Here is a 15,833-nt window from a genome sequence, read left to right as displayed (position 1 = left end):
CTGTCCTTGATTCTTTTTGTTATTGTAATTTAGGTTTTACTTCTTTAGCTAATAACTCAATTGTTTTTAATACCTTCTCGTGATCCATATATCCTACTGGTACATGTAAGGCAAATCGATTAATATTCATATTGTCTCTAAGATAGTTGATTTTTTCTGCCACATACTGTGGGTCACCAACATAGAGTGCACCCTCCATACTTAAGGCATGATTGTATACCCGTCTACTATATGGTCCCCAGCCCCTTTCTTTACCAATGCGAGACATCATAGGTTCAATAGAAGGATAATACTCTTCAAATGCTTTTTCTTTATCATCTGTGATATACCCATGAGAATGAATGGATACAAATCGTTTAGCTGGGTCATGTCCTTCTGCTTCATAAACTCTATCGTATAATTCAACAAGTGGTTTAAACCGTAGTGGTTCACCACCAATAATCGCAAGGAACAAAGGTAATCCCAATCTAGCCGCGCGAATAACACTACCTCGAGAACCACCTGATGCAAGGGCGATAGTTAGTGGCTCACTTGGTCTTGGATATACGCCTAATAGATCAATACTAGGACGCAACTGTCCATCGTGATCAACAATTTCATTATCACGAATATTTATAAGAAGATTTAGTTTTTCTTTATATAAGTCATCATAATCATTTAAGTCATAACCAAATAATGGAAATGATTCTGTGAAAGAGCCTCTACCTGCTAGAATCTCAGCACGTCCATGACTGATTGCATTGATAGTAGCAAAATTTTGAAATACTCTTACAGGATCATCACTACTAAGTACTGTTACAGCACTTCCTAATGTGATATTTTGGGTTTTACTAGCTGCTGCAGCTAAGATAATATGCGGTGCACTTGAGGCAAAATCTTTACGATGATGCTCACCAACACCAAAGTAAGATAATCCTAACTCATCAGCAAATACAATTTCATCTACAACCTGGCGAATACGTTCATCATATGAAATAGTTTCACCTGTCTCAGGATTCTCCATAATTTCAGCAAATGTTGTAATACCTAACTCAAAGTTATTTTTCATTTTTATCACCTATTCATAGTATAAAATAAATTAGTATTCTATGCGTTAAAAATGCATTTTTCACATCAAAAAAGACTTTCTATGTAAAGTGAAAGTCCTTTTTAATCTAAATGTTTCAGTAAATGATTTTATTTGATTCGCAAATATAAAAGAATAGGAGAGAGACTAATATAAATTAATCATTCACAGAAACGCTATTAGGTTTATATTAGTTTACTTGTCTTTTATTTAAAAAGTCTTCAATTGCTTCAACGTCTTTATCACCGCGACCACTTAAGTTAACAAGTATAATCTGATCTTTCGATAATGTTTTAGCAAACTTCGTTGCGTACGCAACCGCATGACTTGATTCAATAGCGGGTATAATCCCTTCAAGACGAGACAATTCTAAAAATGCATTGACTGCCTCTTCATCTGTGACTGATTCATAAGTTGCGCGTTTTATATCTTGTAAATAAGCATGCTCTGGGCCAACACCAGGATAATCTAATCCTGCACTAATTGAATAAACAGGGCTAATATTACCCTCTTCATCTAAGACTGATTTAGTCTTCATTCCGTGAATCACTGTTTCTTTACCTAGGGTAAGTGTAGCAGCATGCTCTTTAGTATCTAATCCTTTCCCAGCTGCTTCTACACCAATTAATGAGACCTCATCATGTTGTAAAAAGTCTGTGAATAATCCAATCGCATTAGAGCCTCCACCAACACATGCTATACAGTAATCAGGTAAAGTATTCTCGACATCAAGCAATTGTTTTTTAGCTTCTTCACCAATAACTTTCTGGAAGAATTTCACCATCTCAGGGTAAGGATGTGGACCAACAGCACTTCCTAATAAGTAAAACGTATCATCAATACGTCCTACCCACGTTTCTATCGCTTTATCTACTGCATCCGCCAATGTTTTTGTTCCTCTTGTTACAGGTGTTACTTTAGCACCCAGCATCTCCATACGAAAAACATTTAAGCGCTGTCGTTGGGTATCGATTTCGCCTTGGAATATCTCACATTCCATGCCAAACATTGCGGCGGCAGTGGCTGTGGCAACGCCATGTTGACCAGCACCTGTTTCAGCTATAATTTTAGTTTTACCCATACGCTTAGCTAATAAAATTTGTCCAATCGTATTGTTAATTTTATGTGCTCCGGTATGATTTAAATCTTCACGTTTTAGATAAATCTTTGCACCACCATACTTCATGCTTAAATTCTCTGCATAGTAAATGGGTGATGGACGTCCAACATATTGTTTTAAATAATATTTATATTCTTCAATAAATTTAGGATCCTCTTTCGCTTCTAAAAAAGCTGCCTCTACTTGATTTAATGCATTAATGACTGGTTCAGGAACAAACTGTCCTCCAAATCGTCCAAATTGTGTTTTCATTATTTCTACTCCTTATATTAAGTTCTGTCCAATAGTTATATAAATATACCTTTTTAAATTCGTTTTGACGATCTCTTCATGGTCCCATTGTAATACCTCCTAAATATAAAAAAAGTCCTCTACACAAATAACCGTGTAGAGGACGTTATTAACTAACGTGGTGCCACCTCAAATTTAACTTTACAAAAAAGTCCTTGTTCAGATACTATCATATCCTAGCTCTATAACGGGAGCTCCCGTGATATCATACTTGATTCTGATACCCTCTTGTAGACCCATTCAAGTTATCATTACTTATCAGTTTTCACCAACCACTGACTCTCTATGAAGTTCAAATAACTTTACTCACTTCTACTCAACAATTTAGTCTAGTATAACGGAAGATCAAATCTTTGTCAACTACTTTAAAGTGCTAAGTAGTTGTGAAAGGGTTTTTATTGTATATGTAGGTGAAATATTTTGATGATTCTCTTTATTAGTTGGATTATACCAGATTGTGTCGATGCCAGCATTAATTCCACCTTGGATATCCGAGGTCAAACTATCTCCTATAATTACAACATCATTCTTCGTCTTGTGACCGAGCAAATCAAGTGTATGGTCAATGATTCTAGGATCTGGTTTTTGGATCCCTAACTCATCTGAAATAACGGTTGTCTTGACATAGGATTTAAGCACGGAATTGCGGACCCGTTTGCCTTGTACTTCTTTCAGTCCATTGGTGATAATTGCGACCGTATTTTGATGACTTATTTGTTTGACAATATTCAACGCATCTTCATATAAAATAGAAGTCTCTGATAGGGTTGACATAAAGGTATTAGCTAGTGTTTGAGCATCTGCAGAGATACCTGATTTATCGATAAAGCGCTCAAAACGCTCGATTTTCAATTTTTCTTGTGTGATTTGCCCTCTTTCTAATTCACGCCAAATTTTATGATTTTCTTCTAAATATGTATTAAATAAATCTGTAAATGATATAGCAGTATTAATATTTTCTATTGCTTTTTGAAAGGCAATTTCTTCTGCCTTGTGAAAGTCAAATAATGTCCCATCTGCATCAAACAATATGACATTATATTTCATGACTTATCGCCCTGTTTAAAAATACCAGTCTGAATAATATTCATAACTTGGTCAACAACCTCATCTACAGATCCTTTGTCCTCTCCTAGGTTCAATAAAACCTTCAGTCCAACAAAGTTAGCTACTCCCATTAATATATATGAAACAAGTTCAGTATCAACATCATACATTTCGCCTTTTTTAATTGAGTCTTTTAATCCTTTTTCATATCTTTTAGCAAATCCATCATAATAATTGATAAATAGTTGTTTGTCGACATAAAGTGATTCCCAAATTATATTATATGCATGGGGGTTATCCAAGGCAAACTGAATAAATGTTTTGATGCCGACTTTTTCTTTTTCAAATCGACCTTCTACATTGGATACTTGAATTGAGATTTGACGTCTGATTTCATGTTGAAATTCCATCAAGATATATTTATATAGGACAAATTTATTGGGAAAATAGAGATAAAAAGTGCCGGCAGCAATGCCAGCTGCGTTAGTTATATCCGTTATTTTCGTTTGAAAGTATCCTTTCTTATAAAACAAATCAATTGTCGTATCTATTATTAATTGAAATGTTGCTCTTCCGTTTCGTGTCTTTGGTATTTTGACTTCATGTTCCATAATGACTCTCCTTCTGCGTTATGCGTTGACAATGAAAACGCTTTATGCTATAATACTGAATATAAATTCATAAACTGAATAGTCATTCATGTTTATGAAATTATACACTATAATTATACAAAATGATTCGTTAAAAAGCAAGTAATAAAAGGCTAAACGAGAATTTATTAGGAGGATTATGATGAGTAAAGTTTTTATTGTTTCAGCTAAGAGAACAGCAATTGGTAGTTTTCTTGGTTCATTAAGTACAGTACATCCTGCAGAGTTAGGTAGCACTGTAGTGAAAGCGATTTTAGACGAAACCAAAGTGCCTGCTGGAGATATTGACGAAGTGATTGTTGGTAATATTTTACCAGCTGGACAAGGTCAGGGTGTTGCACGTCAGGTATCAATTAATGCAGGCATTCCGAAGAGTGTTCCGGCTTATGGACTGAATATGGTATGTGGTAGTGGGATGAAAACAATCATGAATGCTTTTACAAGTATACAAGCAGGACTTCATAATATGGTTGTTGTTGGTGGTACTGAGTCAATGAGTAGAGCACCATATATTGTACCTGAAAAGTCACGTACTGGTATTAAAATGGGTGGTTTCAAAGTAAAAGATCATATGATTGATGATGCGTTAATGGATGCGTTTGATAATATTCATATGGGTGTTACAGCTGAGAATATTGCAGAGAAATACAATATAACTCGTGAAGAACAAGATGCGTTTTCTATTAACTCACAACAAAAAGCAATTAAAGCAGTTGATGAAGGGAAATTTAAAGATGAGATTGTTCCTTTAGAAGTTAAAACCCGTCGTGATAGTTTTGTATTTGATACAGATGAGTATCCAAACCGTAGAACAACATTAGAAAAACTTGGTACGTTACGTGCTGTATTTAAAAAAGATGGTACAGTGACTGCTGGTAACGCATCAGGCATTAATGATGGCGCAAGTTTCATGTTAGTAGCTAGTGAAGAAGCTGTAAAACAGTACAATTTAACACCACTCGTTGAAGTGGTTGGTATTGGACAAGGTGGCGTAGATCCTAAGATTATGGGTATGGGACCAGTTCCTGCTGTTAAACAAGCACTTGAACATGCTGACTTAACCTTAGAGCAAATGGAATTACTTGAATTAAACGAAGCGTTTGCTTCACAAAGTATTGGTGTTGTCAAAGAGTTATCTGAAATATACAACATGAGTGTTGATGATATTATGGATCGCACAAATGTAAATGGTGGTGCCATTGCATTAGGTCACCCTGTTGGGGCAAGTGGAAATCGTATCACAACAACTTTAATTCATGAAATGTTAAAACGTAAAAGTACTTATGGCCTTGCATCATTATGTATAGGTGGCGGAATGGGTACTGCAGTTATTTTAAAAAGAGTAAAGGAGTCATTATGAGATTACAAGATAAAGTTGCTATTGTTACTGGTGGCGCACAAGGATTAGGTATGGAAATGGCAAAGTTATTTGCCAATGAAGGAGCACAGGTCATTGCTGTCGATATGAAAGCACTACCTTATGAGCATAAGAATGTTAAAGGGTATGAACTGAACGTAACGGATACTGATGCATGCAAAACATTTTTCGATACCATTCTTAAAGATTATGGCAAAATTGATATTTTAGTCAATAACGCAGGCATTACACGTGATGCAATGACACGGAAAATGACGGATGAACAATGGAATTTAGTCATTGATGTTAACTTAAAAGGTGTCTTTAACTTAGTCCGTCATATTGGACCATATATGGCACAACATGACGGGGGATCAATCATTAATATTAGTAGTGTTGTTGGAGAGTATGGTAATATTGGCCAAGCAAACTATAGCGCAACTAAAGCTGGATTAATTGGATTAACTAAAACGTGGGCAAAAGAGTTTGCACGCAAAGGTGTTCCGGTTAGAGTTAATGCGATTGCGCCTGGTTATATTATGACAGATATCTTAAAAACTGTCCCACAAGATTTATTAGATAAATTTGCTAAAATGACGATGTTAAAACGTTTAGGACAACCAGAAGAAATCGCTAAAGTAGCCCTCTTCTTAGCAAGTGACGATGCAAGTTATGTCACTGGACATACATTAAGTGCCAATGGTGGTATGAGACTTTAAACGAGGTGATTATAATGTCCAACAACAGTGTAGGAATAATAGGTATAGGGATATACTTACCAAAAGGGATAATGACAGCCAAAGAAATCGCCGATGCCACGAAAGGTGTTTGGACAGAAGATGCCGTTATTAATAAACTAGGAATTAAACAAAAACTGATTGCAGGACCTGATGAAGGCGCACAGGAAATGTCATATCTAGCCGCTAAAGATTGTATTGATGATGCAGGGATTGACCCTTTAGAAATTGATGTGATTATTAGTGTGACTGAAGAGTGGAAGGAATACCCACTTACAACATCTGCATTATATGTACAAGGTAAAATTGGCGCGGATAATGCCTGGGGAATCGATGTCCAAAATCGCTGTTCAACAACCTGTTCAGCGTTGAAAATGGCAAAAGATATGCTCATCGCAGATGAGGATATTAATACGATTATGATTGTTGGTGGTTATCGTAATGGTGACTTTGTCAATTATGAGGATAAAACGATGTCGATGATGTATAACTTATCAGCTGGTGGCGGTGCATTACTCCTTCGAAAAGGTGTTGGTAAAAACCTTCTTTTAGGATCACACATCGTCGCAGATGGTACCCTTGCAAGAACTGCTGGTGTCAAAATTGGCGGGTCTGCGAATCCAATCACTAAAGATAATGTTGAACAAGCTTATCAATCTTTAACATTGATGAAACCTAAGCAAATGAAAGCCCGATTAAATGACGTATCATTTAAGAATTGGTTCACCTGTATTGATGAATCACTTCGTAAGTCAGGATTAGAACGCAAAGATATTGATTATCTAGATATCTTGCACATTAAACGTTCAGGTCATGAGGCAATGTTAAATGAACTCAAATTATCAAAAGACCAAACGATATATTTAGAAAACTATGGTCATATCGGTCAAATCGATCAAATACTATCCCTGTATTTAGGCCTTAAAGAAGGTAAAATACAAAAAGGCGATCATGTATGTATGATTGCCGCAGGTATTGGGTACGTATGGGCTTCAACAATCGTGAGGTGGGGGTAATGGATTTTAAATCAATATTTACCTTACTCTTTAATAGTTTAGAGACAGGTAGTGGCTATGCCCTTGCGGCACTCGGGATTGTTCTCATTTTTAGAACATCTCGTACAACACACTCTGAGCACAGAAACGACTAGTCGTCTTAAAATATACATCACATGAATTATCAATAACACATTGATAATCAATGGAGAGTAAGATTATCTACACTTGTCTTAAAAAAATATTTCTCGTGAAAAAATTATTAAATGTTAAATATATTATTATCCTAAATTCTGTTCATCCGTTAATGTACAAACAAGCACAACCCGTTAGAAAACTTATAGTTTGGTTTATGAATGACACTTAAATACCAAAAATATTATAGGAGGATACCATGAATAAAAAAGGTATTACATTAAGTAATGGTGAACAATATTATTATATTGATACTGGTGACGGTAATGAAGTACTTGTTTTACTTCATGGAAATATGTCAAGTAGTGTTCATTTTGAACCATTAATTGAACGATTAAAGGATTCATATCGTATAATTGCACCTGATTTAAGAGGCTTTGGTGATTCTTCATATAAAAAACCTTTTGAGAGCCTTCATGACCTAGCAGATGATGTGATTGATTTGTTGAGACTATTATCCATCAAGTCCTACTTTTTAGGTGGATGGAGCACCGGAGGTGCTATTGCCTTAAGTATGGCAGCAAAAGTTCCTGATCACGTTAATAAGTTAATCTTGATAGAGTCCGCTTCTCATCGTGGGTATCCAATCTTTCAAAAAGATGAAGCAGGAACGCCAATGGTAGGGAAGTATTATGAGACCAAAGAAGACTTAGCAAAAGATCCTGTTCAAGTTGCACCAATGGTAGGTATTTTTGATACTAAAAATGTTGCCGCAATGGATGCAATTTGGAAGCAAGTTATTTATACTGTTAATCAACCCTCTGAAGAGGATAATAAACGCTATTTAGAAGAAACCTTAAAACAACGTAATCTAGTAGATATAGATTGGGCATTAACGACATTTAATATGTCAAATTTCTCAAATGGTGTCTCCTTAGGAGAGGGCAACATCGGGGATGTTACCTGTCCCGTACTCTCAATTTGGTCTAATAAAGATATTACTGTTTTAGAATATATGATTGATGAAACCGTAGAGGCATTGCCAAATGCCAAAAAAGTTGTCCTTAAAGACGCTGGTCATAGTCCATTAGTGGACAAACCAGATGAGTTAACTAATAATATTCTTAATTTTCTGAAATAACCTCCTTAAAAAAGTCACTATTTGTGGCTTTTTTAATAGGCTGTGTTTTTATTTATCATGTGATATAATAAAGTTATTAAAAGGAGGCATAAAATGACAACATTAATTCGTGTAATTGGCTATTTAATTATCATTTTTGCAATATTGGCTTTAATGAATGGATTGAAAAAATACACGAGATTAGCTTTTGTTCACGAACTGGCAAAGTATCATTACACCTTTGGTGGGTTAGCCGTTTTACTTGCCTTATCTCACATCATCTTAAACATCGTTTCAACAAGTCTCAGTATAACAGGCCTAATCGTCGCACTACTTGTGGTAATTACCGGAAGTATTGGTGGTACGATGAAACAAACACAGAACTATGCGTTACTTTCACTCCATAAAGCATGTATTGGGCTTACGTTAATCGCGCTAATAGTTCATATAATTCTATAAAAAACAAGCTCGAAAGCTTGTTTTTTTATTTCAACATATCATATAGAGCCATTTGGGCATTCACTTTCGGCTTAGATGTTTCAATCTTTTCATAAGTTCCTTGAATATTTTCACGGGCCTTAACATTATCAGATAATTGTAAGTGTAATAGTTTTAAAAGACGTCTTTTACTTACTCTATCCGTGATATCTAATGCGAGTTCAATCCTGTTTTCCATGTTTCTCGTCATTAAATCAGCAGAGCTTAAATATAATTTATCTTTACCTTCATGATAAAAATAATATATTCGCATATGTTCTAAATAGCGTCCTACAATCGAGATTACCCGAATATTGTCACTTAGCCCTGGCACTTGGGGATTTAGGCAACAGATACCGCGTACAATCATGTCTATTTGAACACCAGCTTGTGAAGCTTGATACAGTTTGTTGATCATTTTAACATCTGTGATGGCATTGATTTTAAAAATAATATGTGCTTTCTTACTAGCTTTTTTATTCGCAATCTCTTGATCAATCGAACTAAATAGCATATCACGAATCGAATCAGGTGAAGCAATCATTTTTTTATAGGTTGGTTTTTTGGTGTAACTACTAATATAGTTAAAAAACTTTGCCGCATCTTCACCTATCCATTTTTTCGATGTAAAATATGAGGCATCGGTATAAATCTTTGCATTATCTTCGTTGTAGTTCCCAGTACTAAAATGAACGAACTGTTCAACACGTGATTGATCGCGTCTAACAACTAAAAACACTTTAGAATGGGTTTTTAAATGCGGTACACCGTAAATAACATGTGCACCAGCTCGTTCTAAGACATTCCCCCAATATAAGTTATTCTCTTCATCAAAACGTGCTTTCAACTCAAATAAGACGGTGACTTGTTTACCACTCTCAGCAGCTCTCACCAAATAACTCATAATGCGTGAATCCTTATTTGTCCGATAGATTGTTTGCTTGATTGCCACAACATTCTCATCTTCACTCGCTTCTTTTAACATTTGAATAACAGGCTCATAAGAATGATGGGGATGAAGTAATAATACATCTCGCTTTCTGATGACATCCAAAATTGACGTTGAGTTTTTAAATACACTCGGCTCTATTGCGGATCGTGATTTAAAAACGAGTCCTGGAATTTTTTTAGAGATTTTATCATAAACTTCATTTAAAAATGTGAGATCAATTGGCCCTGGTAATTGAAAGATTTGTTTGCCTTTTAAATCTAAGTGCATTTTTAAAAATTGAATAATCTCTTCACTGGCATTATCAGCAATTTCTAATCGAACCGCAGCGCCACGTTTGCGGTTCTTTAGTTCAGTCATGACACTTTTGGCAAAGTCATCTGTTTGATCATCAAACTCAATATCAAAGTCGCGGGTGATTCTAAATGGGGTAACCTCTAATACCTTTAATCCTTCATATAACTGTTCGATATGATGCATTATTAAGTCATCTAATAGAATATAATACTGTTTTTTTACATGGATAAACCGTTCGACATTCTTTGGTACAGTAACAACACTATAGTGAATATTGCCTTTATCATCTTGGAGTTGAGAAATCAAATACACACTTAAATTAGGCAATAATGGGAACGGTAAGTAAGAACTAAATCGAATAGGTGTCAAAATCGGAAAGACGAGATTCTTGAAATAGCGATCCATTTTATCTTTATGCTTACTTTTTAGATCTTTATACCCGACAAATTGAATGTGGGTATTGAGTTCTTCAACCTTATTAGAATAGATTTGATATTGTTCCATCACCAACTGATGGCACTTTTTTAACATCCTATTTAAATATTCCTTAGCTAAAAAGCCAGTCTTTTTGTCTGGGGTTGTAAGTCCTAAATCAACTTGTCCTTTCATACCTGAAACCCGGATCATAAAGTACTCATCTAAATTCGATGAAAAGATACTTAAAAACCGTAGCTGTTCTAATAACGGGTTAGAGAGGGCAATACTTTCTTCAAGGACACGTTCATTAAATTGTAGCCAACTTAATTCGCGTCCTGTATATTTCACTGTTTTATCCATGACATTTCCTCCATCATGTCGACTAGAACACCCTCTCTTAAGGCTGTTCTACTACAGACATAATAGTCTGCCTTAATATATTCATAAAGCATTTCAAAGACTAGTATTGATGGAATAATGATATCAGATCGTGACTTTGTGAATCCTTTTATATTTTGAATCTCTTCTAAGTTTAGTAACATTAATATTTTACGAATTCGCTTAATTTCACGTAATCCTAAGCGATAACCATGGGTTTCTTCATCGCGTTTAGTTATAAACCGATCAATTCTCACTAAGTTACGTGAACTCCCTCCAACGACAACGAGTGGTGTTTTGATTGCCCGTAACCATGGGACTTGTTCAAACTTTGCGTATAAATATGACTTTAAGTAACTAATCTCATCTTCTGTCGGTATTGGATGTTCAATAATACTACGGAGAACAACACTTCCAAAGTCAAAGCAATGATAATCAAGGGCTTCATCATCTTTAAAGTGTACAATTTCGGTACTCCCACCACCAAGATCGACATATAATCCTTCGTCTTCATGAACTAAGAATGTGTTCATTCCTTTGTATCCAAGTAAAGATTCTTTTTCTTCTGAAAAAACTTCGATTGAGATATTAAACTCTTGTTCCATTTGTGAGACAACATCCTCTTGGTTATCAATCATACGAATTGTTTGTGTCGCGAAAAATGTCGTATGTTCTTTAGAAATATTATCCTTGTGTAAAATTGCCGTAAAGACATTTAATACACGACGTAATTTTTCAATCCCTTCTTCAGTTAATTTATTATCTTTGACATAGTTTCTTAGTCTCACAGCTTCTTTATGATTCACTAATACATCATATTTTAAGCCTTGAGAAATTTGATAAATCACTAACCGTACCGTATTCGATCCAATATCAATAATTGCGATTTCTTTCATATGTGTCACCACCCTTTATTCTATTATAACAAAAAAGACGCTAATTTGCGCCTAATTTCTCTTTGTACTTTTTAAATTTCTTTTTGGTTTTCTTTTTACAAGAGGAACACTTCGTTCCAATCATCGTTAATTTTTGTAATTCTTGATACGTTGTAACACCGTTTCTAATGTGCTCTTTTACATCCTGTTTCGTGATTTTAAAACACGGACAGAGCACTTTCTTTTTCTTTTTCTTTTTTCCCATATCATCACCTTATCGTTATAATACTAAATGAAATGAGCTTCTTCATCTTAAATACTGATTTTTCTAAATAAGGATTAAGATACTTCGTGTCTAACAACTTTAAATCGTTCTAAATCCACGGGTTCATTTGGATTAATACCGGCCTTTTGTTTAGCAATACTAACCTGTTTTTCAGCGGTATCAATACCATCTAAATTGGGTAATAATAACCCTGAACGGTAACCATGCTTAACAATAACGCCATAGGTTTTAACGTCTAACTGATCGATGGAATCAATTGTTTCTGGTGGACTCAGTACATCTACTTTATAGGTTAGGTAAGGCAGTTCGTCTTCTTTAACATGTGGAAATCGATGATCATGATGACCAGCACTAATCGCACTATCGATAATTTCTTCTGCGACAGACTCGTATGTCGGAGATGTTTTCCCTACACAACCGCGTAATTCACCATGTTTAAAGATTGTCACAAAAACACTGGCTTTTGTCTCTAGCAATTCTTTTGGTAAGTGTGTTGGTAGAATCAAGCGTTTCTTATACTTAGTGAAATATTCTAAAGACGCTCTTGCGAGTTGTATATAAGGGTCTTCTTTTGTTTTTTGTTCTGTGATTGTTTTAGAAGCTTTAGTTTGATATATCTTATCATATTGTTTTGATTGATCAATCCCTAAGACATGATACATACTCACTGCGTAGCCTACACCAAATGGTCCTTCATATGATAAAAATGTATGATCTATATCCCGTCTATCAAGGGCGCCTGCCATCATCACAAATGATGACAAACCACACTCTGCGCCCTTTTCTCTGATTGATTTTGGAATATCAAAAAAGGCATTGAACTGCGCCGTTTTTAAAACGTCTGTAATGTGATGATCAAGCTTTGGTCCTTCTTCAATAAAACCATACGGACCAGACTCTTTTAACTTGTGTGATAAATCGCCACTTGCTACCCAAACAACTTTTTTATCATTAGCGACAATGCTTTGAATGAATTTACCAATCTTATAATGTTCCAATAAATCAAAACCACTAGGAGATATCCGAATCAGTTGATAATCTTGATAATATTGATTTATAAAATATAGCGGCACCATGACACCATGATCCAATCCTGTTTCATGGCCGCCCAATGTACCAACCGGTAAATTGTTATGGTGTGCTTGATCCGATATTTCCTTCACTAATTTTGTATCATAAGATACCGCAAAAGATACATCCTTAGCCCCAAACTGACCAAAATCACCACGTGTTCCAATCCCTGATGAGACATGGAAATAGTCTCTATAAAGTTTACCATGTGGTGATGACACAATTATGGTGTCTGGCTTTAATCTTTGAATATCTTTTGCAACTTGATGATAAGCCTCAATGGTCTTTTTCGCAGCGCTTGTGTCTTCCGAGCCAACGTCATCGACAATGATGGGCGGATGGGGAACTACATATCCTGCTAAAATGCTCATCTTATAACCTCCTAAATATTTCCTAAATAAACATGCTTTAATCCTTTGTCTAGAGCAGTTTCTTTGGCGTACTCTAAAATCTCATAAGGTGTTATATCACGGTCTTGTTCCTTATATGCTGGATAGAAACGCGATATATGCCAAATTGTCTCTTTTCCTGTATATTTAATCAACTGATCAATCATATGGTTAATCATCTCATGACTTGTATTAATGCCAGGAATTAAAAGCGTTGTTACTTCAAGATGTATACCAGCATCCTTAAAGGCCTTCATAGTTGATAATATATGGTCTTCATGCCCCAAGGAAAACTCTCGATAGACAGACTCATCACCTTTATAGTCTATATTGGCCGCATCGACGAATGGAATTAGTTTCTCTCGAGATTCTTCAGAGATAAATCCATTACTGACCCAGATATTTTTAATGTCGTGTTCATGAGCTAATCTCATAACGTCTAACGCATACTCAATATACATTGTAGGTTCCGTATAGGTATATGCAATGGATGGCAACGCATACTTTTTCACCATCTTGATATGGTCCATCGGCTGATACGCAATTCCTTTATCAAATTGAGTCGCATCTGTAATCTGAGAAATTTGATAATTTTGACACCATGGACACCGCATATTACAGCCCATGCAGGCAAATGAATATGTTTTCGTTCCTTTTAGGTAATGATATATTGGTTTCTTTTCAATAGGATCAATGTGCGTTGTGATTACTCTGCCATAATTCCTTACTAAAAGTTTCCCATTATTATTATACCGAATTTTGCATATGCCTGATGATCCCTTTGGAATAACACAATAATGAGGACACACTTGACATCGCAAAACACCATTTTGTAACGTTTCATAACGTAATGCTTCCATAAGATGCCTCCCTATCTATAGTTTACACCTAAATACGTTTTTTTAAAACCCTATTAAAAAACGCCAGTTCTAAGACTGACGTTTAATATGCGATTTAATTTCTTCAAGTAAGGTTATTTTTTTCTTTAATCGGCGTAATTTAGAATGATCAACGCCACCTTCTTCAGACCCATGTTGAGTGGATTTATATTCTTTAGTGAGTTTATTAACCATATCACTAATCGATCCGATGGCATCTTTTGGATGTTGTAAATAACTTTGTTCAATATGTAATATTTTACGGTGCTCACGCATTTTAGGGATTAGGTTAATGGCAAGTATCACAATCATTACAGCAAAAAAGATTTCTGCGCCAGTTTGAAAGAAGATTATGATCCCAGAGGTACACACTAAAATAAACACTAAGGTGATTTGGATAGGTCTTCTTACCATTTTCTTTAACGCGTTAAAATTGTTCTCTAATTTTGACATATTCTCCTCCTTCATCTAAATGTTTTTGTCCCCATTTAATGATATAATATACACTAAAATACACTGGAAAAGTTAATATCTCACCAAATAGAATGACCCCAGGCCAATCAGCTAATGCAGGAAATACTTGATGAATTGGAATAAAGGCAAACAAATTGTGGCTATTATCTGGAGATAAATACATATAATTCGTACCAATCGTTAGATTTAAACTAACCGCAACAGCCGCAATCAGATGCACACTTATAAAGGCTATGACTAGCGTACGTTTATTAATCCGTTTGTTCTCAATAATGATATAGTAAACAGGTGTGATATATAATAATGTATGGGAAAAGAAAAAGCGCCAATATTCAAATGATGTCGGTGGGGCTGTGGTTGATGGAAAAATAAAGGTCACAATAGCACCAACAATCCCTTGAATGATGAGAATATCTAAAAAGAGTTCTTTCTGTGTACTTAAATATATGATAACTAACAATGCACTAGTTGAACAAAGATGTAGGGGTAAATAGGCTAACCCAGACATTTCGCTATAGTAAAAACCAATTACCATATTACCAAAGGTTCGCAACTCTAAAACAATCATCATAGCTAATAGAAAATAGGGGATAATTGTCTTCAATATGGAATGGCGAATCACTGCTTTAAATTGTAATAGGATAATTGTTATTAATAAAATAAAGATCATTGGCCATAGCGTATCAACGGGTCCAACTGTGTAAGTTAACAGACTCATGTTCTCACATCCTATTTTTATTATACCGTGTTCACCCTTGAGATACAATTTTTTTTCAATGTTTATCTCTTAAGAACTATGATATACTATGACAAGAGGTGATATG

The 15,833-nt window shown here is 35.2% G+C and carries 17 protein-coding genes and 1 other annotated feature; of the genes, 6 read left to right on the top strand and 11 right to left on the bottom strand.

Going from position 1 to position 15,833, the window contains the following annotated elements; translation table 11 throughout:
- Positions 1–19 precede the first annotated feature (19 nt).
- The 4 genes from UMR38_05690 to UMR38_05675 all read right to left on the bottom strand — a co-directional run bounded on the left by UMR38_05690 (position 20) and on the right by UMR38_05675 (position 4,135).
- Positions 20–1,048, bottom strand: a complete 1,029-nt coding sequence (locus UMR38_05690; protein MEC9485349.1) for an Atu2307/SP_0267 family LLM class monooxygenase — start codon at positions 1,046–1,048, stop codon at positions 20–22.
- 208 nt (positions 1,049–1,256) lie between these two features.
- Positions 1,257–2,438 (bottom strand): tryptophan synthase subunit beta, encoded by a 1,182-nt coding sequence (gene trpB, locus UMR38_05685; protein MEC9485348.1) that lies wholly within the window; start codon positions 2,436–2,438, stop codon positions 1,257–1,259.
- A gap of 135 nt (positions 2,439–2,573) precedes the next feature.
- Positions 2,574–2,806: a binding site (T-box leader), on the bottom strand.
- Positions 2,807–2,837: 31 nt separating this feature from the next.
- Positions 2,838–3,524, bottom strand: coding sequence for a YjjG family noncanonical pyrimidine nucleotidase (locus tag UMR38_05680; GenBank protein ID MEC9485347.1), 687 nt, complete (start codon positions 3,522–3,524; stop codon positions 2,838–2,840).
- A complete protein-coding gene (locus tag UMR38_05675) occupies positions 3,521–4,135 on the bottom strand; it encodes a TetR/AcrR family transcriptional regulator (GenBank protein ID MEC9485346.1) in 615 nt (204 codons plus the stop codon). The genes UMR38_05680 and UMR38_05675 overlap by 4 nt, the downstream gene beginning before the upstream one ends.
- A 181-nt stretch (positions 4,136–4,316) precedes the next feature.
- On the opposite strand from UMR38_05675, the gene UMR38_05670 reads away from it, so the two are divergent.
- The 6 genes from UMR38_05670 (at position 4,317) to UMR38_05645 (ending at position 8,977) form a co-directional block, all read left to right on the top strand.
- Entirely contained in the window at positions 4,317–5,534 is a 1,218-nt protein-coding gene (locus tag UMR38_05670; GenBank protein MEC9485345.1) for an acetyl-CoA C-acetyltransferase, read from the top strand.
- The gene (locus UMR38_05665; protein ID MEC9485344.1) at positions 5,531–6,250 is read left to right on the top strand and encodes a beta-ketoacyl-ACP reductase; all 720 of its coding nucleotides are present in this window, start codon (positions 5,531–5,533) and stop codon (positions 6,248–6,250) included. Before UMR38_05670 ends, UMR38_05665 begins: the two co-directional genes overlap by 4 nt.
- Positions 6,251–6,264: 14 nt before the next feature.
- Positions 6,265–7,284 carry a 3-oxoacyl-ACP synthase gene (locus UMR38_05660; GenBank protein MEC9485343.1) on the top strand — a complete coding sequence of 340 codons (1,020 nt, stop codon included), beginning with the start codon at positions 6,265–6,267 and terminating at the stop codon, positions 7,282–7,284.
- The gene (locus UMR38_05655) at positions 7,284–7,418 is read left to right on the top strand and encodes a hypothetical protein (GenBank protein ID MEC9485342.1); all 135 of its coding nucleotides are present in this window, start codon (positions 7,284–7,286) and stop codon (positions 7,416–7,418) included. The genes UMR38_05660 and UMR38_05655 overlap by 1 nt, the downstream gene beginning before the upstream one ends.
- 239 nt (positions 7,419–7,657) lie before the next feature.
- Positions 7,658–8,539, top strand: a complete 882-nt coding sequence (locus tag UMR38_05650) for an alpha/beta hydrolase (protein MEC9485341.1) — start codon at positions 7,658–7,660, stop codon at positions 8,537–8,539.
- Between the two features lie 93 nt (positions 8,540–8,632).
- Complete coding sequence (locus UMR38_05645; protein ID MEC9485340.1) at positions 8,633–8,977, top strand: hypothetical protein; 345 nt, start codon at positions 8,633–8,635, stop codon at positions 8,975–8,977.
- Positions 8,978–9,002: 25 nt separating this feature from the next.
- Here the strand turns inward: UMR38_05645 and ppk1 are convergent, their stop codons facing one another.
- The 7 genes from ppk1 to UMR38_05610 form a co-directional block, all read right to left on the bottom strand.
- Positions 9,003–11,018, bottom strand: coding sequence for a polyphosphate kinase 1 (gene ppk1 / locus UMR38_05640; protein ID MEC9485339.1), 2,016 nt, complete (start codon positions 11,016–11,018; stop codon positions 9,003–9,005).
- Positions 11,003–11,932, bottom strand: coding sequence for a hypothetical protein (locus tag UMR38_05635; protein ID MEC9485338.1), 930 nt, complete (start codon positions 11,930–11,932; stop codon positions 11,003–11,005). Before UMR38_05635 ends, ppk1 begins: the two co-directional genes overlap by 16 nt.
- A gap of 40 nt (positions 11,933–11,972) precedes the next feature.
- Positions 11,973–12,176 (bottom strand): (2Fe-2S)-binding protein, encoded by a 204-nt coding sequence (locus UMR38_05630; GenBank protein MEC9485337.1) that lies wholly within the window; start codon positions 12,174–12,176, stop codon positions 11,973–11,975.
- Positions 12,177–12,250: 74 nt separating this feature from the next.
- Complete coding sequence (gene amrA / locus UMR38_05625) at positions 12,251–13,639, bottom strand: AmmeMemoRadiSam system protein A (GenBank protein ID MEC9485336.1); 1,389 nt, start codon at positions 13,637–13,639, stop codon at positions 12,251–12,253.
- Positions 13,640–13,650: 11 nt separating this feature from the next.
- Complete coding sequence (gene amrS, locus UMR38_05620; protein ID MEC9485335.1) at positions 13,651–14,517, bottom strand: AmmeMemoRadiSam system radical SAM enzyme; 867 nt, start codon at positions 14,515–14,517, stop codon at positions 13,651–13,653.
- Between the two features lie 69 nt (positions 14,518–14,586).
- On the bottom strand, positions 14,587–14,988 hold the full coding sequence (locus tag UMR38_05615) for a hypothetical protein (protein ID MEC9485334.1): 402 nt from the start codon (positions 14,986–14,988) through the stop codon (positions 14,587–14,589).
- Positions 14,963–15,727 (bottom strand): TIGR02206 family membrane protein, encoded by a 765-nt coding sequence (locus UMR38_05610; GenBank protein ID MEC9485333.1) that lies wholly within the window; start codon positions 15,725–15,727, stop codon positions 14,963–14,965. The genes UMR38_05615 and UMR38_05610 overlap by 26 nt, the downstream gene beginning before the upstream one ends.
- Positions 15,728–15,833 lie beyond the last annotated feature (106 nt).

The sequence above is a fragment of the Candidatus Izemoplasma sp. genome, assembly GCA_036172455.1.
Lineage (GTDB): Bacteria > Bacillota_I > Bacilli_A > Izemoplasmatales > Izemoplasmataceae > JAIPGF01.
Note: the sequence above shows the minus strand (reverse complement) of the source record. Positions and strands in the feature narration are given on the sequence as shown.